The 22,179-nt window shown below is 62.0% G+C and carries 16 protein-coding genes and 1 pseudogene; 12 read left to right on the forward strand and 5 right to left on the reverse strand.

All coding sequences use genetic code 11. The annotated features are described in order from the left end of the window. Positions 1 to 114 precede the first annotated feature (114 nt). Positions 115 to 1,029, forward strand: a complete 915-nt coding sequence (locus KCX59_RS03080) for a LysR substrate-binding domain-containing protein (protein ID WP_091465083.1) — start codon at positions 115 to 117, stop codon at positions 1,027 to 1,029. Here the strand turns inward: KCX59_RS03080 and KCX59_RS03085 are convergent. Both KCX59_RS03085 and KCX59_RS03090 read right to left on the reverse strand, forming a co-directional pair. Further along, on the reverse strand, positions 1,026 to 1,634 hold the full coding sequence (locus KCX59_RS03085) for a TetR/AcrR family transcriptional regulator (protein ID WP_091465085.1): 609 nt from the start codon (positions 1,632 to 1,634) through the stop codon (positions 1,026 to 1,028). The two genes, KCX59_RS03080 and KCX59_RS03085, sit on opposite strands and share 4 nt — an antisense overlap. 105 nt (positions 1,635 to 1,739) lie before the next feature. Beyond that, complete coding sequence (locus KCX59_RS03090) at positions 1,740 to 3,710, reverse strand: primary-amine oxidase (protein ID WP_179017885.1); 1,971 nt, start codon at positions 3,708 to 3,710, stop codon at positions 1,740 to 1,742. 397 nt (positions 3,711 to 4,107) lie between these two features. On the opposite strand from KCX59_RS03090, the gene KCX59_RS03095 reads away from it, so the two are divergent. The 5 genes from KCX59_RS03095 (at position 4,108) to KCX59_RS03115 (ending at position 10,643) form a co-directional block, all read left to right on the forward strand. Then, on the forward strand, positions 4,108 to 4,302 hold the full coding sequence (locus KCX59_RS03095) for a hypothetical protein (RefSeq protein ID WP_256871482.1): 195 nt from the start codon (positions 4,108 to 4,110) through the stop codon (positions 4,300 to 4,302). Between the two features lie 22 nt (positions 4,303 to 4,324). Beyond that, a complete protein-coding gene (locus KCX59_RS03100) occupies positions 4,325 to 5,821 on the forward strand; it encodes an aldehyde dehydrogenase family protein (RefSeq protein WP_179017883.1) in 1,497 nt (498 codons plus the stop codon). Positions 5,822 to 5,993: 172 nt separating this feature from the next. Beyond that, positions 5,994 to 7,427, forward strand: coding sequence for a purine-cytosine permease family protein (locus KCX59_RS03105; RefSeq protein WP_179017882.1), 1,434 nt, complete (start codon positions 5,994 to 5,996; stop codon positions 7,425 to 7,427). A 4-nt stretch (positions 7,428 to 7,431) separates the two neighbouring features. After that, on the forward strand, positions 7,432 to 9,105 hold the full coding sequence (locus tag KCX59_RS03110; protein WP_179017881.1) for an amidohydrolase: 1,674 nt from the start codon (positions 7,432 to 7,434) through the stop codon (positions 9,103 to 9,105). A gap of 29 nt (positions 9,106 to 9,134) precedes the next feature. Continuing rightward, the gene (locus KCX59_RS03115) at positions 9,135 to 10,643 is read left to right on the forward strand and encodes an APC family permease (protein ID WP_179017880.1); all 1,509 of its coding nucleotides are present in this window, start codon (positions 9,135 to 9,137) and stop codon (positions 10,641 to 10,643) included. Between the two features lie 89 nt (positions 10,644 to 10,732). Here the strand turns inward: KCX59_RS03115 and KCX59_RS03120 are convergent, their stop codons facing one another. Together KCX59_RS03120 and KCX59_RS03125 are read right to left on the reverse strand one after the other, a co-directional pair. Further along, entirely contained in the window at positions 10,733 to 12,100 is a 1,368-nt protein-coding gene (locus KCX59_RS03120; RefSeq protein ID WP_179017879.1) for an MFS transporter, read from the reverse strand. 209 nt (positions 12,101 to 12,309) lie between these two features. Next, positions 12,310 to 13,143: an alpha/beta fold hydrolase gene (locus KCX59_RS03125; protein WP_179017878.1), complete on the reverse strand. Its 834-nt coding sequence runs from the start codon at positions 13,141 to 13,143 to the stop codon at positions 12,310 to 12,312. Positions 13,144 to 13,239: 96 nt separating this feature from the next. On the opposite strand from KCX59_RS03125, the gene KCX59_RS03130 reads away from it, so the two are divergent. From KCX59_RS03130 to KCX59_RS03150, 5 genes and pseudogenes are all read left to right on the forward strand, one after another. Beyond that, positions 13,240 to 13,803 carry a TetR/AcrR family transcriptional regulator gene (locus KCX59_RS03130; RefSeq protein ID WP_178996601.1) on the forward strand — a complete coding sequence of 188 codons (564 nt, stop codon included), beginning with the start codon at positions 13,240 to 13,242 and terminating at the stop codon, positions 13,801 to 13,803. Positions 13,804 to 13,844: 41 nt separating this feature from the next. Beyond that, entirely contained in the window at positions 13,845 to 15,146 is a 1,302-nt protein-coding gene (locus KCX59_RS03135) for a cation:proton antiporter (RefSeq protein WP_178996599.1), read from the forward strand. A gap of 406 nt (positions 15,147 to 15,552) precedes the next feature. Then, positions 15,553 to 16,589: pseudogene (locus KCX59_RS03140) on the forward strand (ice-binding family protein). 4 nt (positions 16,590 to 16,593) lie between these two features. Next, positions 16,594 to 17,343, forward strand: coding sequence for a class F sortase (locus KCX59_RS03145; RefSeq protein ID WP_256870790.1), 750 nt, complete (start codon positions 16,594 to 16,596; stop codon positions 17,341 to 17,343). Between the two features lie 80 nt (positions 17,344 to 17,423). After that, positions 17,424 to 18,566 carry an App1 family protein gene (locus tag KCX59_RS03150; RefSeq protein WP_179017877.1) on the forward strand — a complete coding sequence of 381 codons (1,143 nt, stop codon included), beginning with the start codon at positions 17,424 to 17,426 and terminating at the stop codon, positions 18,564 to 18,566. A 3-nt stretch (positions 18,567 to 18,569) separates the two neighbouring features. Here the strand turns inward: KCX59_RS03150 and KCX59_RS03155 are convergent, their stop codons facing one another. Further along, positions 18,570 to 20,288, reverse strand: coding sequence for a PHP domain-containing protein (locus tag KCX59_RS03155; protein ID WP_178996594.1), 1,719 nt, complete (start codon positions 20,286 to 20,288; stop codon positions 18,570 to 18,572). A gap of 161 nt (positions 20,289 to 20,449) precedes the next feature. Between KCX59_RS03155 and argS the strand changes: the two genes are divergently transcribed. Then, positions 20,450 to 22,168: an arginine--tRNA ligase gene (argS, locus tag KCX59_RS03160; protein WP_179017876.1), complete on the forward strand. Its 1,719-nt coding sequence runs from the start codon at positions 20,450 to 20,452 to the stop codon at positions 22,166 to 22,168. Positions 22,169 to 22,179: the final 11 nt, after the last annotated feature.

Raw genomic sequence — 22,179 nt, forward strand, 5'->3', positions numbered from 1 at the left:
AGTTCTTGGACGTGTGCTCGTCTTCTTCAGCTTCCTGTGGTGCTCTAAATCTGTCCAACAGTTCTTTTAGAACGATTGCATCGACTTTTCCGATGAATGGCGTAGCCTCTTCTTATGGATGTGACACTCACGCAGTTGCGCTACTTCGTGGAAGCGGCAGCCCAGCTGTCCATGACAGGCGCAGCCGTTCGCCTCAACGTGGCCCAATCAGCTGTCTCAGCGGCCATCGCTCAGCTGGAACGGCACGTTGGGACGCAGTTCTTCATTAGGCAGCGCTCAAAAGGCCTGGTGCTCACACCAGCCGGCGAGCTGTTCGTCAGGGACGCCCAAGCCATCCTTGCCCAGGTTGAAGAGAGCATTGACCACGCGCGTGGAGAGCACCAAAGCGTCTCCGGGCGGATCCGTGTTGCCTGCTTCAGCACGCTGGCACCTTTCCTGCTGCCCGGTGTCCTGACGAAATTGCGGGAAGACCACCCGGCCCTCGAAGCGGAAGTCATCGAAACCGATACTTCGGGCTGCATCGCCGCATTGCTCAGTGGACAGGCGGATTTGGCGCTGTGCTACGACCTCGACCTGCCCGAAGCGATAGCCAGTTCAGTGGTGGATACCGTGAGGCCCTATGTGGCACTTCCGCCAGATCACAAGCTGGCGGGATCAAAGACTGTTCAGCTGTCCGCATTGAGTGGTGAACCCTTCGTGCTGCTGGACTTGCCGCACACCCGCGATCTCATGCTCTCCATCGCCAGGCTCGGTGGCCGGGAGCCCGACGTCAGGTTCCGTTCGGCCAGCTATGAAACGGTGCGTACTTTCGTGGCCCGTGGCCTCGGCTACTCCATCCTTCACCAGCGGCCACAGCATCAGTTGACGTACGACGGCGGCCAGCTGGCCGCCGTCGAAATCCGTGACGATGTGCCGGAATTGAAGACAGTTCTGGCCCACCTGAAGTCCCACCGCCCCACGGCGAGGGTGCGGGCGGTAGCGCAGGCGGTGCGGCACCAAATCGTCGCCGCCCGCTCGGCCCGAAGCTAGGCCGGCAGTTTCCGGACAGCCAACCGCGCAAGTGCACGCTCCACCAGATGGCGCTGACGGGAACCAGTGACCGCATCCGGATCCAGCATGGAGGTGACGTGCAGACCCATCATGACGTTCAGCAGTTCATCGGCAACCGCATCCGGGTCCGCCAATGGTTCGCATTCGCCGTCGTGCTCTGCTTGGGCAAGGAAACCCATCACCAGCCCGCGCCAGTGCAACAGGGCCTCCCTGCCGACGGCGCGCAGCGCGTTTTCAGTCTGCGCGCGCTGCCAGAAGGACACCGCCACGCGGGCTTCCACCACGGTGAGGGGATCGGCCGGGATGATTTCCAGGCACAAACTTCGAAGGGCTGAAAGGCCGCGACGGCCGGCCGTGCCTGCGGCGATGCGTTCGTTGGTGCGTTCGCAGATCAATTCGTAGGAGGCCAGCAGCAGTGCGTCCTTGTTGGGAAAATAATGGGCCAGCACGCCCGGTGCCGCGTAGCCGCACTCCCGGGCGATGTCCCGCATGCTGGCGTTCTCGATGCCCTGCTCAGCAATCAGCCGCCACGTGGTCTCGATGATGGAACGCCGGCGTTCATCGTGATCAACCAAGCGGGGCATGCTGCTCCTTCAATTCGGGCGGGTGGCCATGGCGGGACCGTGAGCACCCTACCACTGCGGGAACGCCGGGGCGCGCTCCCGCAATGGTGGGCACGGACGAAACCGTCAGTGTCCGCAGGAGCCGCCGCTTTGCTCGGCAGGAGCGCAGTGTCCGGTGGCAGAGGAAGGCACGTTGAGTGTGGGGTTCTGATCGAAGAAACCGTGTGGCTTCAGCGTGAAGCCGGTGGTATCAACGGGCATGATGGGCCAGTCCTCAGGGCGGGGGAAGTGGGTTAGGCCGAATGAGTGCCACACCACGAGGTCCTGGCCATCGATGTCCCGGTCCTGGGCCACGTAGCTGGGAAGCCCGGCACCTCCGGGGTGCTGGTTGACGAAGTCGCCTGCCGCGTAGAGCTCGTCCTCGGCGTGCTGCGTGACCCACAGGTGGTGTTTGGCAAAAGCGGCCCGCGAAGCGATGGAGGAATCATCGGCCATGGCCAACGTGGGATTGCCCTCCGGATAGAGGGTGTAGCCCACGGGGTGGCCAAGGTGGTTCAAGGAGTCCGGGTTGCTGATGTGCCACACCCTCCCCTTGGTGCCATCGGCGTCGCGGACTGACTCCGATTCACGGGCCAACACTGTGCGCTTCTGGGTGAAGGCGTTGCCGTGCGGGTTTCCCGGTCCCTTGGGGAGGCGCACCAGGTCCAGTTCCTCAACCCGGTTCGTGTCGCCGTCGATCATCATGTCCAGCCGGGCGCTAAAGAGGTGCTGGTGGTAAGGGGCGCCGAGGCCCGGGGCGATCTCCGAGGCGTAGGCATAGTCCTTGTCCGGGAGCGCTGCCGTGAACACGATGCCCGTGGCCTTGGCCTCGAACTCGATGGTGCCGTCCAGGTAGAGGTACCAGTAGAAGCCGTAATCGTAGTTGCCCACGGTTGTGAAGAAGGAGACAACCAACCTGCGGTTGCGCCGAACCTCGTTGGAGCCGGCCCACTCGTCCGTGTGCTTCCACAGGATTCCCGCGTCTTCCTCGTGGATGCAGATGCCGTTCTCGATCACCCGCGGATTGCCGAAGTCGTCGGCCACCACAGGGGACATGTACGTAATGTCACCCAGGCAGTCGCAACCCAGTTTGAGCGAGTTGGCGTCCCGGCCCACCAGGTACTCGCCGGAATCGAAGTAGTTCTGCCAGCTCCGATAAGGGGACGGATCGCCGTAGGGGACCACCATTTCGGAGATGGAAGCGCGGTGAACCACCGGGCGGCGCCGCCCTTGGTGCGAGTGGTGCAGTTGGTGGAGCACCAATCCTTCGCGGGCGTCGAATCCCACGCGCAGGTCCCAGCCGGCCCAGGAAAGGTGATTGCCTTCCAACGAGAAGCTGGGACCGTCGGGCTGGGTGATTTCTATCGGCTTCAAGTCCGCGCGGAGCTCGCCGTGAATTGTGGGGTCGGTGTAGTTGCCGTTGACTTCCGGTACCGGCACGGGGCCGTCGTCGATCAAGTGGTTCACTCGGCGGTTTTCCACATCCACGAAGGCCACCAACCCGTCAATCGGGTGGGCCCAGGGGTGGTCCGCGGCGTGGTCCTGGCGGAATCCGAGGCCGCGAAGAAGCCGTTTGCCTTCCTCGTTCCCGTACTCGAAGACGCCGGCGGACAAGGGAGCGACACGGACCTGCGCCGGGGTCAGGCCACGGCTGGCCAGTGCTGCGTTCCACTGTGGATCTACAGCCAGGATGTCCTCGATGATCCCGAATTCCTCAAGCAGAACGGGCAACTGGCCATCGATTGCGGGGTTGAGTTCCCGCGTATCAAGGACGAGTCCTGTGGTCAGGGACAGCCTGACATCGAGGGAACGCGACTCTGCCGCGTCCCAAAGCATGGCCCGGACCAGGCGAGGGGCATCTGCGGCATCTCCCTGAAACGCGGTCTTGGGCGGTTCGATCAGGCCGAGGTAGGCGAAGCGGGTGGTCTCGGCGACGAGACCGGCCTCTGCCAGGATCCGGCGGGCCTGGTGGATCTCCTGTGCCGAGAGCTGCTCAAGCGGATGCTGCCCCAGCGGAGCCTGCGTCGTTGCGGCCAAGGGGGTGGTCTGAAGGGTCATGGCACTTCCTGAAGTCGATTTTTGATGGTACAACTGTTCAACCAACGCTTTGATGTTACCCACCTCACAGGCCGGCGTAAAGTCCTTGACCCAAACGTCGCCGGCGGCCAGGAGAACCATGAACCAGCAATACCGCCTACCCTGGCGGCGCGGCACGACCGTCCCCCTTCCCGCCGGCCTTGTGAGCGTTGCAGCTGCGGGCAGCGCACTAGCCCACGTGGCGGCGGCGGCAAGCAGCCCGGCAGGCGTCATGGCCTGGTGGATGGCGGCGATGGGTGCTGCGTGCTTGACCTGCACCGCTCCCATGGCTTGTTCCCTCATTCGGAGGAGGGCGCGGCTCTGCTCCCGGCAGGCTGCGCCACGTGCCGCCGGCCACCTCTTGGCGATGAGCGCGGTCATGATCCTCCTCCACCTGGTCCTGCTGTTGGGGCCTGGCGGCAGGCACCACGGTGACAACCAGGGCGCCTCCGTAGCTGGTCACCAAACAGTCATGCTCGACCTCATTGGCGTTGAACTTCTCTGCCTCATGGCTGCTTCCGCGGCCCTGCGCATCGCCCGTACCTCAACACCACAGCTCAATCCCCACCACTAAAACCCCCACACCAGGAGCCACCATGAACACCACCTCAACCACACTCTCCTTGGACTGGCACGGCCGTGCCGACGCCCTCGCGATCGATGGAAGGGCTTTCGTCGATGGTCACCGAACAGCGTCAAGCACGGAATCCACCCGCCCCACGATCAGCCCGATTGATGGCCGTGTCCTTGCTGAGTTGGTTGCATGCCGAGCCAATGACGTTGATCGCGCGGTAGCAGCCGCCAGGCGCGCTTTTCCCGCGTGGGCCCGGTCCGGGGCTGAGAAGCGAAAAGGGCTGTTGCTGGCGTTGGCTGCCTTGATGGAGCAACATTCTGATGAATTGGCGCTCTTGGAGACCCTGGACAGCGGCAAGCCAATCCTGCAGACCACCACGGTTGACGTGCCCGGCGCTATCTCCACGTTGCGCTGGTACGCGGAGGCTGCGGATAAGCAGAACGGTGAACTACCGGCCGTTCCGCCCGGGGCAACCGCCCTGGTGACCCGCGAGCCCCTGGGTGTGGTGGCGGCAATCGTGCCGTGGAACTTCCCACTGGAAATCGCGATATGGAAACTGGCTCCGGCGCTGGCTTCCGGAAACACCGTGGTGCTCAAGCCGGCCGAGCAGACGTCGTTGAGTGTTCTGCGCCTCGCCGAACTGGCCACGGAAGCGGGCCTTCCGGATGGCGTGCTGAACATTGTTACAGGCACAGGGCGGGAAGTAGGTGCGGCCTTGGCGCACCACATGGACGTTGATGCGCTGGCCTTCACGGGTTCCACCGCCGTCTCCCGCACCCTGTTGGAAGCCTCGGGTCGCAGCAACCTCAAACGGCTTAGCCTCGAAGCAGGCGGCAAGAGCTCCAACATCGTCTTCGCCGATACGGCGGACCTGCCCGAAGCAGCAGCCAAGGCCGCCTTCGGGGCCTTCTACAACCAAGGACAGGTCTGTTCTGCGAATTCACGGATCCTGGTGCAACGGGATATCCATGACGAGTTCGCAGCCCTCCTTGCAGAGGCGGCGGCCGGCTACCGGCCCGCAGACCCGTTGGCTGGTTTGGAAGGCAACGGTGCCCTTATCAGCAGCGCCCACGCGAACGACGTCGAGGGCTGGATTCGGCGCGGCCGCGCCGAAGGGGAGGTGCTTTTCGGCGGTGAGCGGCGCGAAATCCGGGGCTCGGATGCCTACCTGGAACCCACTTTGTTGGGCGGTCTGGGTGTGGATCATGACGTCCACCGCGAGGAGATCTTTGGCCCCGTGGCTGTGCTGCACGCCTTCGATTCGGAGGAGGAAGCGGTGCGTTTGGCCAATGCCACAGACTACGGATTGGCTGCCTCTGTGTGGACGTCAAACTTGTCCCGCGGACATCGCGTGGCAGGGGAGCTCCTTGCTGGAACAGTCTCCGTCAACACCGTGGACGCGCTGGGAAACACCACACCCTTTGGCGGCTTCAAGCAGTCCGGGTTCGGGCGGGACCTCTCCCTGCACGCCTTCGACAACTACACCGCGACAAAGACAACGTGGATCCAGTTCGGCTGACCCGATTCATCTGGAAATCCGCTGATATGCATCACCATTCAATGGTTTACGTGATGCAGTTCACAAGCTTACGCTGGGCCAGACAGCAGACCAGGTTAGGCGCCGAAGGGCTTTTGGGGAAGGCCTGCCAGAATCTGCCAGCATCCTTCCACTGTGTTAAGGACACCCTCAAATGAAATCGATGCTCCGCTCCCGTCTTTTCGAAATCGAACAAGAGTCCATCGCCCCCATACCGGCCGAAGCGCGGCACGGTAGGTCCCGGGAACTCTTCACCATCTGGTTCGGAATGAACATGACGCCCCTAACGGTGGTCACCGGCGCCACGGCCACCACACTGCTGGGGCTTCCCATGATCGCCTCCATCATCGCGATCTTTCTCGGCCACGCAATCGGCGGAATCGCCATGGCTCTACACGCGGCGCAGGGACCGCAGCTGGGCGTCCCCCAGATGCTGCAAGCCCGTGGCCAATTCGGATCGCGCGGAGCGAGTCTGATCGTAGCGGTGGCGATCCTGATGTTCGTGGGGTACTTCTCGTCGAACCTGATCGTTTCCTCGGACTCGATCGCAGCGCTTCTGCCCGAGGCCAATGGAACTGCCATGATCATCGGCTGCGCTGTCCTCAGTTTCATCATCGCTGCGTTCGGGTACAACCTGGTCCGGAAGGTGACAGCCTTGGGTGCCTACGTGGTTGGCGCACTGGTGCTGGTGTCCTTCGCGGGCCTCCTTGCCAGTGGGGACTTTTGGGCCCAGATGAACCACGGTGAATTCACGTGGACGGGTTTCCTCGCCATGCTGGCAATCGGCATCGTGTGGCAGCTGACATACGCTCCCTACGTGTCGGACTACTCCCGGTACATGCCTGCCAAGTCAGGCACCAAGGGAGCCTTTTGGGGAACCTACTTGGGCTGCGTCACGTCGAGCGCAGTGTTGATGGTCCTCGGTGCCGGGGTTGGGATCGCCGTAACGGGCGTGGATTCGATGACAGGGCTTCATGGCTTGCTCGGGCCGGTACTCGGTGCCGCGGTCTTGGTGGGATTTGCTTTGGTGGCCGCCGCGGGAAACTCGGTGAACGCCTACTGCAGTGCACTATGTGCTCTGACGCTGGTGGAGACCTTCATCAGCGGATGGCGCCCTGGAATCAAAGCCCGCCTGGTGACGTCCCTGGTGCTGCACGTGCTCGGTGTGGCTCTGGCCTTAACCGCCGCAACCAGTTTCGCATCCTCCTACTTCAGCTTCCTCAGCGTGCTCCTGTACGTGCTTATCCCGTGGTCTGCCGTCAACTTGGTGGACTACTACGTCATCCGACACGGCTCCTATGCAGTAGATGAGTTCTACGCTGCCGACGGTGGCCGCTACGGCCGCTGGAATGCCGGCGCGCTGGCGGTTTTCGCCATCGGCGTTCTTGCCCAGGTCCCCTTCATGGCCACTTCTTTCTATACAGGTGTGGTGGCCGAGGCTATGGGCGGAATTGATATCGCCTGGCTCGTGGGCCTTGGAGTCAGTTCGTTGGTCTACATCGTGATCGCCCGCACCGCCCCGGGGCTGATACGCCTCGATTCAGAAGCCCAATTCAGCTCCATCGAACCCCAAATCCATGGAAAGTAATGACATGACCCACGCAGACTGGATTTTCAGCGGCGGCCCCGTACATACAATGGATCCCCTCCAACCCCACACCGAGGCAGTTGCGGTTGCCAACGGGAGAATCGTGGCTCTCGGTGCCGATGCCGCAGGCTGGCGTGGTCCAGCAACTGAGCTGGTTGACCTTACCGGAAAGGCGCTCCTTCCCGGCTTTCAGGATGCACACGTCCACCCGCTCGCTGGCGGGCTGCAAATGCTCGGCTGTGATCTTTCCGGAGTCCATTCACTGGCGGAGTATCGCGCGCTGATTGCGGATCATGCCCGGGCAAACCCTGCAGCGGAATGGATCCAGGGTGCGGGCTGGTATGGCGACGTTTTCGACGGCGGCTTCCCGCATCGTGCGCTGCTGGACGAGCTTGTTCCGGACCGGCCCGTGTTCCTGATCAGCCATGACGGGCACGGTGCCTGGGTAAACTCACGTGCACTTGAACGTGCCGGCATCACTGACACGACTCCTGACCCGGACGGAGGAGTCATTGCCCGGGATGGAACGGGAGCCGCCACTGGCATGCTCATTGAACACGCGGCAGACCTCGTCTCGGCACTGATTCCGGATCCGGACCAAAAGCATATCCGTCGTGCGCTTCTCACGGCCCAGGCCTATCTGCACTCGTTGGGTGTGACCGCGTGGCAAGATGCCGCCGTCGGACAAGCCCTGGGGATGCCCGACTCCTTCGATCACTACCTGGCCTTGGAGTCGGAAGGGCGCTTGACCGCGACGGTGACCGGGGCGCTCTGGTGGAAGCGGGACTACGGTCTCGAACAGATTGAACTCTTCAAGGAACGCCGTGCCACATCGCGGGGTCGCTTCCGGGCTACAGCCGTAAAGATCATGGTGGACGGCGTCTGCGAAAACCTCACCGCTGCCTTGACCCGGTCATACAATGGCCATCCCCATGAAACGGGCATGAGCCTCATCCAACCGGACGAGCTTGCGCGAATCACGCGGGCTGTGGATGCCGAGGGCTTCGACCTGCACCTGCATGCTGTTGGTGACCGGGCCGTGCGGGACTGCGTCAACGCTCTGGACTTGCCGCGCCGCGAAGGCTGGGACCCGCGCCACCAGATCGCACACTTGGATCTGGTTGATCCGGCCGACGTCGCCCGCTTCGCCGCCACAGGGGCAATCGCCAACATACAACCGCTGTGGGCCAGACAAGATCCGGTCCTGGTTGAAACCAAGTTGCCCTATCTCGACGAAGCCCACCAACAGGTGCACTTTGCCTTCGAGACCTTGCGCCGCGCCGGCGTCGACCTCGCCATCGGCAGCGACTGGCCGGTCTCCAGCCCCGATCCCCTGTGGGGCATTCATACAGCTGTGAACCGCACGGCGCCGTCGGCTGACCCGCATGCCCGTGACACCCGCTCGCAAACGGATCCGCTGCTACCCACCGAAGCTATTACCCTCGGTGCGGCGCTCGCCGCCTACACAACGGGAGCTGCGCGCGCCAATCGGCTTGACGCCGAGCGTGGTGCCATCCGCTTGGGCATGGCCGCCGACCTGGTTGTTCTCGACGCCGATCCTCTCGCCGTCGAAGCCCGCGAGCTGGGGGCGATCGGCGTCGACTTCACTTTCGCTGGAGGCCAGCCCGTTTACAGCCGCGCCCACAACGGGGCGCTTCCCACCCTTCTTGCTCAGTAGCAAACTTAAGCAGTAGCAAAGGATCGATCATGGATCAGCCAGTAGCCTCAACGCGGCTCGCGCAAGAGCAAAGCAAGCATCTACAAAAATCCCTGGGCCGCTTCGACATCCTGTTGTTGGTGGTCGCCGCGGTCATCTCAGTGGAGGTCCTGGGCCAGGTCTCCGGCTTCGGTGGGGAAACCTTTACTTGGACACTCATCCTGGCCGTGACGTTCATGGTCCCCTATGGACTGATCTTCGCCGAGACGGGCGGGGCCTTCACCGAAGAGGGCGGCGTCTACGTGTGGACGAAGATGGCGTTTGGGCGCGTGGTTGCAGCCATCACGTCCCTTTTCACCTGGGTGACGCAGCCCGTCTGGGTGGGTGGCGCCATGGCCTTCGTCGCAGTGGAAACCTGGTCCGAGTACGTGGGTCACGTGGACGCCGGCAGCCCGGCCGATTACATCTTCAAGCTGCTCTTCATCTGGATCACGGTGACCTCAGCGATTATCAGCTTGAAGCACGGCAAATGGTTGCCCTCACTGGGCGCCATCCTCAAGGTCGCGTTCCTGACCTTTTTCATTGTTGTCACCATGGTTTACGGGCTCCAGCACGGTTTCAACGGTTTGGACCTGGGCTTCTTCTCGCCAACACTTGCCGGCTTCCTGGGCGTCACCCCACTTCTGCTGTTCTCATTCCTTGGATTCGAGTCCGGAAACAGTGCCGCCGGGGAAATGAAGAACCCGGCCAAGGATGTTCCCATCTCTGTAGCCCGGTCCTCCATGATTGCCGCCGCAAGCTACCTGCTCCCGATCCTTGCCATCCTGCTGGTGGTACCGCTGGACCAGATCACCGGCATTGGCGGGCTGTTCGGAGCAATAGCCACCGTTTACGCCGTCTTTGGTCCTGCCGCTGAGATCATGCTGTCTATTTCGGCCGTAGTTTTCTGCTTCATCCTGGTCTCCCAGGGTGCCGCTTGGATGATCATCAGCGACCGCATGCAGGCCATGGCCGCGGCAGACGGCTCCTTCTTCGGAGGCTTTTTTGGACGCTTCCACCCCAAGTTGGGCACGCCCATCCGCGTTAATACGCTCTCAGGTGTGGTGGCGACGCTGTTCATGCTGGCGGCCATGCAGCTCAGCGGCACCAGCAGCGCACTGTTTGGAGTGGTCCTCTCCATCGCGATCTCGACGTTCCTGCTGAGCTACCTGTTTGCCATCCCTGCGGCTGTGAAGCTCCGGAGCAAGTATCCCCTCGTTGATCGGCCCTTCAAGGTTCCTGTCTCCGACACGGGTTTCCGCATCCTCGGCTACATCTGCTTCGCATGGATCCTGATCGGGTCCTGGGTTGCAATCTTTCCGGGAACGCTGGATGTGCTCTTCGGACTGCCGTACGACTTTGAGGCCACGTGGGGCGTCCCGCAGTTCACCTTCGAAGCCTTCGCACTCGGCACGCTTGGGTGCATCCTGGCGCTGGGACTCGTGGGTTATGCCCGTGGCAAGAAGGTGCGTGACTCGGTAGCGCCAGTCAGCGAGACCGTAGAGCTGGTCAACGACTAGCTACAGGATCGCCGGAAACGTACGAGATCGCCGGAAAGGCCCAGCGATCTGGAGCCTCTCCGGCGATCTCGGCGCACGGACGTCGTATGTCAGCGCGTTTCGAGGTCCTCGAGCGTTTTGCCCTTGGTATCCGAGGACAAAAGGGTTGCTACAGCTGAAACAAGGCAGATACCGAGCGTGGTCAGGCCGATGACCATGGGGATGTTCGCTGATCCCGGGGGAGCGATCGCCGTGAACAGGCTCGGGAAGAAGGAAGCGATCATGAGCCCGATGTTTTGCGAAACCGCGAAGCCGGTCACTCGCATCCGCATGGGGAACTGCTCCTGGAAGAACGTGGCGAAGGTGGCGTTCCACATCTGGAAGAGGATGCCTTGGACGATCACGACGCAAACGAAGACCAAGGGCAGGCTGCGCTGTTCGATCGCCCAAAGGTAGCCGATGGTCAGCAAACCGCCGGCAATGCCACCGGCCACCATCAGTGTTCGCCGGCCAATCTTGTCTGACAGGGCGCCGAACAGCGGGATGGTCAGCACGGCGGCCACGTTGGCTGCCAGGGTCACCCAGAGGAACTCGCTGCTGGAGAAGCCTATGCCGTAGCCCTTTTGGGTGGCGAAGGAGACGCCGAAGATGAGGGTGGCCATGCCGATGACGTTGGTGAACGTCATGATGATGCACCGCAGCAAAACCCAGGGGTGGGTGCGCAGGAGGTCCACCAGCGGGAAGCGGCGCTTGGTGTTGACGTCGTCGGACTGGGCCAGGTAGGCGGGAGGCTCCTCCACCCGGCGACGGATAACGTAACCGGCCACGATTACCACGGCGCTGAGCAGGAACGGCAAGCGCCAGCCCCATGAGTGGAATTGCTCGTCAGGGAGCAGGGCGGCGAGCGGAATCAGTACCGCGGTAGCAAGGATGGAACCCACTTGCGTGCCTTGCAGGCTGAAGCTCGCGAAGAATCCGCGCTTCGCGTCGGGGGAGTGCTCCACGATCATGGCACTGGCGCCACCGAGCTCACCTGCGACGGCGAATCCTTGAATCAGCCTCAGAATGACCAGGAGGACGGGAGCCAGAAGGCCCACCTGTCCATACGTGGGCAGGAGTCCGACGGCAAAAGTAGCGAAGCCCATGAGCAGCATCGCGAAAACGAGCACCTTCTTGCGCCCGTGCCGGTCTCCGTAGGCGCCCAGGATTACGGCGCCGAGCGGGCGGGAAACGTATCCCACGGCGTAGGTGGCCAGCGAGGCGATGATGCCGACGGTGGCATTCTCGGTGGGGAAGAAGATGGTGGGAAACAGAAGTGTCGCCGCCAGTGAGTACAGAGCGAAGTCGTAGTACTCCAGCGCGCTTCCGATCCAGCCGCTCATCGCGGCCTTCTTCGGATCCTTCTGGCCGGTGGTTGGTTCGGGGCCGGTGGCGTGTTCGGGGGAGGTGCTGAGATCCCTCCGGTGCGTGACGGTCACGTCGCTGTACTCCTCTGGCGTCGTTGGCAAGGAACAAGAACTCTTCCCATCCAGGACTGAACAAAGTGGTCATTCAGCGTGAGGAGGGTTACATCTTGAATCGATTCATAAATCATAAGGGCGTGACGTGCGCTACGTCAACGCACGACGGCGGCAGGCCACCTTTGGTTCCAGTGGAACCAAGGCGACCTGCCGCCGTCGTCTAGTTACTACTTGGCGAGGAAGCGCAGCAGGACCTCATTGATTTCGGCGCCGTGCGTCCAGAGCATGCCGTGCGGTGCGTCTTTGATCTCGACGTATTCGGCGGACGGCAGGCGCTTGGTGAACTCGCGGCCCGTGGAGTCGATGGGAAGGATGCGGTCGTCGGTGCCGTGGACGATCAGTGACGGAACGGTGACCTTCTCGATGTCGGAGCGAAAGTCCGTGAGCCATGAATCCACAACTGCGAACGATGCGTACCAGGACGAGCCTGCTGCGACGTTCCACGAATTCCTCAGCGCTTCTTCGCTGAGGCGGTTGCCCAGGAAGTTATCGGTGTTGAAGAAGTCATTGTAGAAGTTGGTGAACCAGGCGTAACGGTCTTCGATAGCGGCATTGCGGATGCCGTCGAAGACTGACGAGGGAACGCCTGTTGGGTTGTCGTCCGTCTGGAGGAGGAAGGGTTCGAGGGATGCCAGGAACGCGGCCTTGGCGATGCGCGCTTCTCCGTAGGTGCCGATGTATCGTCCAACTTCGCCGGTGCCCATCGAGAAGCCGACCAGCACGACGTCTTGCAGGTCCAGGGTTTCAAGCACGGTGTTCAGGTCTGCTGCAAAGGTGTCGTAGTCGTAGCCGGTGGTCGGCTTGCTGGACTTGCCGAAGCCGCGGCGATCGTAGGTGATGACCCTGTATCCGGCGTTGAGGAGGGCGGCCGTCTGCTTTTCCCATGAGCCGCCGTCCAGTGGGTAGCCGTGGATCAGGACTACGGGCTGACCTGCCCCGTGGTCTTCGTAGTAGAGCTCAATGTCCGTGGTGTTTTCGGTGCCGACCTTGATGAAACCCATGATGTTGTCCCTTTTCTGCGACTGGAGAACGTGCGTTCTCTTCCTGTGTTCTCCATCGTAGAGAACGTTCGTTCTCAATGCAAGTACAATGGGTGCATGGATATTTCCGAAGTTCGCGAACGCATCGTTGCCACTGCCGACGAGCTCTATAACGCGAAGGGAATTCAGGCCGTTGGCATGGACGAACTTAGGACGGCGGCAGGGGTCTCGCTGAAGAAGCTTTATGCGGAATTCCCCTCAAAGAGCAGCATCGTCATGGCCGTGCTTGAGCACAGGCATGAGTCCTGGACCGAAGGGCTCGACGCCACGGTGCAGCAGGCCGGGGCGCCCCGGGAACGCCTCCTCGCCATCTTCGACTACCTCGCCGGATGGTTTTGTCAGGATTCGTTTCGCGGATGCGGTTTCATCAACAGCTTCGCCGAGCTCGGAGCCATCAGCCCGGACGTCGCCGAGTATGCGCGGAAGCATAAGGAATCGTTCCAGGAATACGTTGCCCGTTTGGCCGGCGAAGCCGGCGCGCCAAGCTACTTGGCGCCGCAACTCGCCATCCTTGCCGAAGGTGCCCAGACCACTGCGGCCATCGCAGGAACATCCGATGCCGCCGGGCAGGCGCGTCAAGCAGCGGCAGTACTGATCGACGCAGCCCTCATAGCCGACTAGGCTTCTGACACGCGTCCAGCGCGGCAGGAAGAAGACTATTCGTGTTTGAAGTCCCCAGCATCTTGTTCCTTTCGGCAGGCTTCGCGGTGTTGGCCGCGGCAGTTCTGCCGAAATTGTTGCGCCACATGCCGCTTTCCATGCCGATGGTCTTTCTGGGCAGCGGAATTCTGGCGTTCACCCTGCTTCCTGACTTACCGGACCCGGACCCTGTCCAGTATGGGGATTTTACGACGCACCTGACCGAAGTGTGCGTCATCATCTCCCTCATGGGTGCCGGACTGGCTTTGGACAGACCGTTCCGTTGGCGCGGATGGACCACCACCTGGCGGCTCCTCGGGATCGTCATGCCCTTGTGCATCCTGGTGATGACGCTCCTTGGCCTGTGGGTGTTGGGCTTGGGTCTGGCTGCCGCCATCCTCGTAGCTGCAGCGATCGCCCCCACTGACCCTGTGCTGGCCTCAGAGGTTCAGGTGGGAAAACCTGCAGACACTGAAGATGACCCGGACGAAGACGAGGTCCGCTTCGCTTTGACCTCCGAGGCGGGTTTGAACGACGGACTCGCCTTCCCCTTTGTGTATTTGGCCATCCTCATCAGTTTGGTAGGGGCGTCCCCGGAGGCCTGGCTGGGGGAGTGGCTTGCGTTGGATGTTCTCTGGCGTATTGGTGTGGGGGTGCTGCTCGGTTTCGGAACCGGCAAGCTTCTGAGCCTGATCTTCTTCGCCGCCAAGGGTAAGAGCTTCCGCCTGTCAGAACACTCCGAGGGCTTCGTGGCGCTCGCAGCTACTTTCCTGGCCTACGGCGTTGCAGAGATGGTGGAGGGCTACGGGTTCATCGCAGTTTTCATCTGCGCCCTGACAATTCGATCCGCTGAGCACAACCACTCCTACCACCAGGTGCTGCACAGCTATGTAGAGCAGCTCGAGCGCCTCATGACGGTGGTGATCCTGGTGCTCCTTGGCGGCGCCATAGCTCGCGGACTTCTGGAAGGAATCGGTTGGCTGGAGCTGTTGGTAGCCTTCGCGTTCCTCTTGCTGGTCCGCCCTCTGGCTGGATGGCTCGGGCTGATGGGTGGTAAGACCGGCCCGCGCGAACGCCTGGCCATTTCCTACTTCGGCATCCGCGGGATCGGGTCCCTTTATTACGTGGCATACGCGCTGAGCCATGGCAACTTCGACGCCGAGGCGCACGAGCTTTGGGCCCTGATCGGATTGGTGGTCGCGCTATCCATCGTGGTGCATGGGGCCACCACTGCGCCCCTTATGAACCGGCTGGATCGGCTCCGGGCCGCTGAAGCCCGCAAGCAACATGGCGACGAAGGCAGGGCGCCCACCACCGCTGTTTAGCCACCTGCCGGCCTAAGCCTCGCATCTTTTGTCAATATTCTGGAGTAATTATTTCCGATTTTAGGCAGGCGCCTTTGCATTCAATAATCAGTATCCTGATGGTCTGAGTAGGGGCGATACACCTTTGGCTGTTGGCAGCGGGAGTTCTGCGCTCCTGGTCGCGTTCCTTTTGCCCCGATCTTGCCCTAGGCACGCCGTCCTTGCGGGCGTACAGTCCGCTGTATAGCTCCCCCACATTCTGTTGGGCAGTTGCTTTGGGGCGTTTGCCCCGCCGGGGGAAGGAACTGCCATGCACCATAGCTCTGCGCGAAGAAATCCAAGAACACCATCGTTGGGATCGGCTGGTCGCCGCACAACCGTGTCAGTGGGAGCTGCCTCAGGAGTACTTCTCCTTGTTGGGGCCATCATGTTGCAACAGGCACCTGCGTTCGCAGCCACGCCCGTCAACTTGGGGACGGCGACGTCGTATTCCGTCCTTGCCGCCACGACGGTGACCAACACAGGACCAACCACCCTTCAGCGAGACCTTGGCCTGAGCCCGGGCACCGCCATTACGGGGTTTCCGCCCGGCATTGCCGCTGGAACCACTCACGCGGCAGACGCGGTGGCACTGCAGGCACAATCGGATCTGACCACCGCTTACAACAATGCCGCGGGGCAACCATTGATGGCCAGGGCAACCCCGCCTCCGTGTTTGTCTTTCAAGTCGCCTCGACGCTGATTACGGCTTCAGCCAGCAGCATCATCTTCATCAACGGCGCCCAAGCCTGCAACGTGTTCTGGCAAGTCGGCAGCTCGGCAACCCTGGGTACAGCCTCGAGTTTCAAGGGATCCATCCTCGCCCTGACGTCGATTACGGCTCAGACCAACGCCGTGGTGGAGGGGCGGCTGCTCGCCCGCAACGGGCAGGTCTCCCTCGACACCAACGTAGTGACCACCCCCGCCTGCGTCACGACGCCCACAACCTCCGCGCCGCCGGGCACCGCAACGGCAACACCGACGGTTACGCCCACTGAGACGGCGACGGCGACGGCGACTGCCACCCCGACCGTGACTGCTACGGAGACGACTACGGCGACGGCGACGGCGACTGCCACCCCGACCGTGACTGCTACGGAGACGACGACGGCGACGGCGACGGCTACGGAGACGGCGACGGCGACTGCAACTGCCACCCCGACCGTGACTGCTACTTCTACTCAGGCGGCGCCCGCCACAAGGCCCACTGATTCAACTACTGCTACGAATCAGGGAGTTCCCCTGGCCGGAACCGGCAGGAATCAAGGCACGAACGTGGACACCGCAGTCGCTCTGTCCCGCGCCGGTTCCACCCATCAAACAACAATCCTTGGAACAGTCTCCGTGGGCCTTGGTGGGGTGGGCATCGCCTTCTTGGCAACCCGGCTGCTGATGAACGGACGCAGGGGAAGCCAGCAGGAGTAGTGTCTTGCGGCGCCAAGCTGTAACGCGGGCGAGGCACCGCCGCAGGCATGTTTCGGCGGGGCTAGCCGGACAGCGGTGGAGCAAGGGGGCGATCGCCGCCTTCTTCGCCGCGGTGCTGCTGGCTGTGGCGCTTCCGGGATGGTGGCCGACTCCGGCAACAACCCCCAACGCGACGCCCTCGGCAATCGCAGCGGTGCCCCGACCGGCAACCAGCCCTCCGGACTCCGAGTCTTCAAGGAGTCCCTCGCCGATACAGTCGGAGTCAGCTCCGCAGCACCAAGGCCCGGACAAGGTTGCTGCCTTGGAGGCCGGTGCTCCGCCGTTGCACATCACCTACGATGCGGTAGGACTTGACCAGGGCATAGTGCCTCTGACTCCGACCGCGCAGGAGCTCGAGGTGAATTCGATCGTTCCGCCCCACACCCCCGACGCCTATTGGCTTAGTCCATACGGCATGCCTGGTGTGGGTTCGACGAACACTACCTATGTTGTTGGGCACAGCTTGGAAGGGGGCGCCTCCCCATTCAATAACATCAGCGCCCGTGCGAGAGCGGGTGATCTGCTGACCGTCACCACTGCTGAGGGGCAGTTGGACTTCAAGGTGGACGGGGTCACCACTGAGTACAAGGAAACTTTGAGGGACAGCAAGATCTGGGACATAGTGCCGGGTCGCCTCATACTGATCACCTGCTACGCGGCTGACCTTTGGGGGAAGAACATCATCGTCCAGGCAAGCCCGGTGCCCGCAAGGTAGCCAGGTCTGCTCGGACGGTCTCCACTTCACAGTACGTGGGAGCACTGCGTTCGGGAGCCGAGCCATGGAAGACTGGAAGCATGTCTCCCCGTCCCATGAAACCGCGCCCCCAGTCCGACGCCGTCGACAATGAAGGCCCCACGCCGCTGAGTAAAGGACGCCGTCACCTCGCTATGAGGCTCGACGACGCGTGGCTTGGTTTTCAGACGCGTCTCGCGATACGGCGCGGCCGGGTGGAGACGGTCATCCCTTACACCGGGTACGGCAGTACTTCCTGGGTTCGGGTCCTCGCGCGGATCGTCCGAAGTGACCCCCGGGACGCCGCGGGTCACACAAATCCATTGCAGGAAAGCATGCGCGGCTGGCGCAATTTCACCAGCGCCCCCGTGGCCCACGCCCAAGTGAACGTGACCATCGCTGGCACCGTTTTTGACGTGCGGGCTGACCGCGGCGGTGTGGTGGATGCTCGTATTCCAGTAGCCCTCGACGCCGGTTGGCACACCATTACGCTGCAATCCGGGGAGTCAGAAATCGTGGAGGCTCCCGTGGAGATCGTCGCGGACGACGCCGATTTCGGCGTCGTGTCTGACATTGACGACACCGTAATGGTCACTGCGCTGCCGCGTCCGTTCCTGGCAGCTTGGAACACCTTCGTCCTCAACGAGCACGCGAGGACCCCCACGCCGGGTATGGCTGTGCTGTATGAACGGATCGCCAGGACGGCACCTTCCGCACCTGTGCTGTATCTGTCCACCGGAGCATGGAACGTTGCCCCGACCCTGTCCCGGTTCCTGTCCCGCAACTTGTACCCCGCCGGTCCCAAGCTCCTCACGGACTGGGGCCCGACTCCTGACCGCTGGTTCCGCAGCGGCCAGGAGCACAAGAAGACCTCATTGGAACGCCTTGCGGAGGAGTTCCCCAACATCAAGTGGCTGCTGGTGGGCGACGACGGACAACATGATGAGTCCATTTACTCCGAGTTCGCCCAACGTCATCCCGCCAACGTCAGGGCCATCGCGATCCGTCAACTTTCCGCGGGTGAGGCGGTGCTTGCCGGTGGACGGTCAAAGTCCGGAGGCCAGCCCACTCCTGGAATCCCGTGGATCTATGCCCCGGATGGAGCGGGAATGTCGGCCCAGCTCGAAGAACTGGGCGTCATCCGGAATGAGGTTCGGTCCGCCGACGATCCCGAAGAAGGCGAAGTGCACACAGCATCGGAGTGATGACTACGCGACGTCGATGAACACCGGGTTGGCGTAGAACCAGGTATCCGCCCACGGGTCAGCGTCCCCGAGGTTGTCCCCGTGGCGGATGGGCCCGGCGGGGTCCACGGCAGCGCCGTAGTAGCCGGCGCCGCTGCGGTTTCCGTCGCTGCCGCGGAGGCGGAAGTAGCAGGATTTCTGCACGTCCTTGATGACGTGCTTGATGGTGAACGTTCCGGTACGCCCGGAAACATCGATCTGCTTCCATACCGCTGTGCCAGGGGCCCTCAAAGTGTCGCGATCTGCCGCGGCACCGGTTACGGCGCCACCGATGACGTCCACGTGGGCGAGCTTCGGGAGGATCCCCGCAAAGTTGCGGTAGTCCGTCGTCGTCATGGTGATGGAAATTTCGACGTCGGCACCTCGCCTTACCTGGAGGCGGGAACCGAGGGTGACGCCGTTGCGCCCGTTACTGTTGCCTGCGCCGCGCACCTCGCGGACCCGCACGTCGAGTCCCTGGAGGAGGTGTCCGTGGTCCACCCACATGCGGCCGTTGCGCATTGCTTCCAGGACGCCGGTGTAGGAGCGTTTGGTGACACCTGTATGAAGGCGGCTGAACTGTCCCGGCCAGTAGTCGCTGCCACCCTGCTTTTCGCCGGTGTCAAAGGGATCGGGACGCTTGCCCGTGACGGACCAGCGATCGAATTCGCTGGGCAGGCTGAGGTAGGGGTCCTCTGCCGGATACGGTCCGGTTTTCCAGGTGTCCTTCACAGTGAGGTGGTTGTCGGAGTTGGACGTGATCCAGAAGGGCAAGCCTTCAGCGAGCATGGAGTCCCAGACGCCACCCACCGTTGCGGTTGCCCAATCGAAGCCGCCGTAGGGCCGGAAAGCGTCGGCCGGGTAGCCGGTAAAACTGTACTGGGTGGGGTTGTTGGTGTATTCGCCGCGCTGGTCGCCGGCCCTGGAGAACTGGCTGACGCCGGAGCCTTGCGCACCCGGGGCACCTTCCATTCCGATCATCACTTCGCGGGCGGCATCGCGCCATGCCCGGAGTTCGTGCGGGGAATCGATGCCCAGACGCATGGGATGGTTGGCCAGGGCTACGACGTCGTCGATGTAGCCGGAGCGCCGTTGGTTGGCCAACCAAGCAATGGCTTCAACTGCTTTTCGCTCGAACGTCTCCACTTGGGCCGTTCCAGGGGTTGGCTTCTCCCATTGGTTCAGCTTTCCGTCCCACACCAGTTCGAAGGTCCGCAGGAGGTTCACTTCATTGGGACCGGGGGCGACGAGCACTGACGCGTGCTCAGCTCCCGGGATGTACCATTCGAGTCCCTGGAAGATCAGCAGGTCGGGCCTCGCTGCACGTTGCGCCTGGATTTCCTTGTTGGCGTTGACTGCTCCGCCGTTGTTGGCGTGGCCAAAGTTGCTGTGCTCAGTCAGTGCCAGCCAGTCCACGCCGTAGGACTGTGCGGTATCGAGCTGCTGCTTGATCATGTACTTGGCGTCGTGGCTGTACTGGGTGTGGACGTGGTGGTCTCCGACAAGCCACTTCAGTTGGGGGTCGTTGCCGCCCGGGTTCGCCGTCGCCGGCCGTGCCATGGCGGCCGTTGCCGCGCTGCCCGCGGCCAGGATGCCCGCCGACTGCAGGATGCGCCGGCGGCTCAGTCCCATGGTTTTCAGCTCAGCGTCGGCAAGCTCCACTCGTTGGCTGTGGGTGGTCGTGTTTTCGTCTGCGGTGCACATAGCGCTTTCCCTCTGTAGTTTGTGATCCCCCCAGCGGGATCACAGTAGGGAAGCGGGATGGCGCGGAGGTTAACCGGGCGGGAACGGTTGGCCCTATTCCAAGGTGGCGGCATGATTGTCATGTGTCACTTTTCCGAAGAAGAAGTGACTAGACTAAATCGGTGATCAGTCCCTTTTCTGCAGTACGTCCTCTTGCGCAAAAAGCGATCTCCGGAATCCTCGGACTCCCCGCCGCTGACATAGACCCTGTGGTTCGTGAGTCTCAATTCGCCGACCTGCAGCTGAATGCCGCCCTTGCCCTGTCGCGCCGACACGGCATGACTCCAATGGAGCTGGCTCAGCTGATCGCCGATGCCCTGGGCGGCGAGCCGTTGATCGCCGAAGCTACGGCCAGCAAGCCGGGCTACGTGAATATCGTGCTTGCTGATTCGTGGATTGAGCAGCAAATTAGGGACCTGTCGATTCCGACTCGACTTGATCCCAGTGGCCGGCGGGTTGTTGTGGACTATTCGTCACCTAACGTTGCTAAAGAAATGCACGTCGGACATTTGCGGACGACGGTTGTTGGAGATGCACTTGTTCGGATCTTGGATTGGCTTGGAAACGACGTCATCAAGCAGAACCACATTGGCGACTGGGGCACACCTTTTGGGATGTTGATAGAGCATGCTCTTGATGCGAAATCGAGTGGCCAGGACGCCCATGAACTGGCGGAGGATCCAAACGCTTTCTATCAGGCTGCCCGGGAAAAATTTGACGCAGACGAAGACTTCGCCACCCGCGCCAGATTGCGGGTTGTGCTGCTTCAAGCCGGGGACGAGGCAACCCTTTCCCTGTGGAGTGATCTGGTGGGCGAATCCAAGACTTACTTCAACAAGGTCTACGCTGCCCTTGAAGTATCCTTGCGCGACGAAGACTTGGCCGGAGAGAGCACCTACAACGCTCAATTGCCCCTGCTGTGCGAAGATCTTGAGAAAATCGGCCTTGCTACCGTTAGCGAGGGTGCGCTGTGTGCCTTCCCTGAGGGCTTCAAAGGACGGGATAACCAGCCCGCGGCCCTGATATTGCGGAAGAGCGATGGCGGCTACGGCTATGCAACAACAGATGTCGCGGCCCTAAAGTACCGGGTACAGGAGTTGAAAGCCGATTCGGTGGTCTACGTCGTCGGTTCGCCACAGGCCAACCACTTGGAGATGGTATGGCAGCTGACCAGGGAAGCCGGCTGGCTCACACCGGCCACTGACGTAACCCACGTGAAGATCGGTAACGTTCTCGGCCCTGACAATAAGATCCTTAGGACTCGAAGCGGAAAGAGCTTTAAACTCCTCGATCTTGTTGATGAAGCGGTGGCCCGGGCGCACAAGGTTCTCGTCGAGAGTAGCTCCCTTGAGAGTCCTGAGGAGATGCAAGCTGTTGCGAGAATGATTGGTACAGGCGCCGTCAAATATGCCGACCTCTCAGTCGCTCATGACACCGAGTACATTTTCGACCTTGACCGCATGGTCTCACTCAGTGGAAACACGGCGCCCTATCTGCAATATGCCGTGGCACGCATAAGGTCCCTGATTGAGCGTGGTGAGCGAACCAGCCAAGTGACAAACACTGTCGTAATCAGCCTTCCCGAGGAGCGGCAGCTGGCCATGTCTCTCCTCAATTTTGAAGCAGCAGTGGAGACGGCCGGCGAAAAACTGGAACCGCACCGGCTCTGTGCATATTTGTTCGCGCTGACGCAACGTTTTTCGTCGTTCTACGACGCAGCACCCGTCCTAAACGCCGAAGACGATGCCCGTTCTTCCCGCCTGGCTCTCTGCCGTGCTACTGAACAGGTGCTGGTTCAGGGGCTTAGTCTTCTTGGAATTCGTGCACCGCAGCGCATGTAATTCTGAGGGGA

The sequence above is a fragment of the Paenarthrobacter nitroguajacolicus genome, assembly GCF_051027655.1.
GTDB classification, from domain to species: Bacteria; Actinomycetota; Actinomycetes; order Actinomycetales; family Micrococcaceae; genus Arthrobacter; species Arthrobacter nitroguajacolicus.

What these genes read in the sequence shown, in the direction of transcription:
- KCX59_RS03080 (WP_091465083.1), top strand. Translation starts at nt 115, where the DNA reads ATGGATGTGACACTCACGCAGTTGCGCTACTTCGTGGAAGCGGCAGCC.
- KCX59_RS03085 (WP_091465085.1), bottom strand. Translation starts at nt 1,634, where the DNA reads ATGCCCCGCTTGGTTGATCACGATGAACGCCGGCGTTCCATCATCGAG.
- KCX59_RS03090 (WP_179017885.1), bottom strand. Translation starts at nt 3,710, where the DNA reads ATGACCCTTCAGACCACCCCCTTGGCCGCAACGACGCAGGCTCCGCTG.
- KCX59_RS03095 (WP_256871482.1), top strand. Translation starts at nt 4,108, where the DNA reads ATGATCCTCCTCCACCTGGTCCTGCTGTTGGGGCCTGGCGGCAGGCAC.
- KCX59_RS03100 (WP_179017883.1), top strand. Translation starts at nt 4,325, where the DNA reads ATGAACACCACCTCAACCACACTCTCCTTGGACTGGCACGGCCGTGCC.
- KCX59_RS03105 (WP_179017882.1), top strand. Translation starts at nt 5,994, where the DNA reads ATGAAATCGATGCTCCGCTCCCGTCTTTTCGAAATCGAACAAGAGTCC.
- KCX59_RS03110 (WP_179017881.1), top strand. Translation starts at nt 7,432, where the DNA reads ATGACCCACGCAGACTGGATTTTCAGCGGCGGCCCCGTACATACAATG.
- KCX59_RS03115 (WP_179017880.1), top strand. Translation starts at nt 9,135, where the DNA reads ATGGATCAGCCAGTAGCCTCAACGCGGCTCGCGCAAGAGCAAAGCAAG.
- KCX59_RS03125 (WP_179017878.1), bottom strand. Translation starts at nt 13,143, where the DNA reads ATGGGTTTCATCAAGGTCGGCACCGAAAACACCACGGACATTGAGCTC.
- KCX59_RS03130 (WP_178996601.1), top strand. Translation starts at nt 13,240, where the DNA reads ATGGATATTTCCGAAGTTCGCGAACGCATCGTTGCCACTGCCGACGAG.
- KCX59_RS03150 (WP_179017877.1), top strand. Translation starts at nt 17,424, where the DNA reads ATGTCTCCCCGTCCCATGAAACCGCGCCCCCAGTCCGACGCCGTCGAC.
- KCX59_RS03155 (WP_178996594.1), bottom strand. Translation starts at nt 20,288, where the DNA reads ATGTGCACCGCAGACGAAAACACGACCACCCACAGCCAACGAGTGGAG.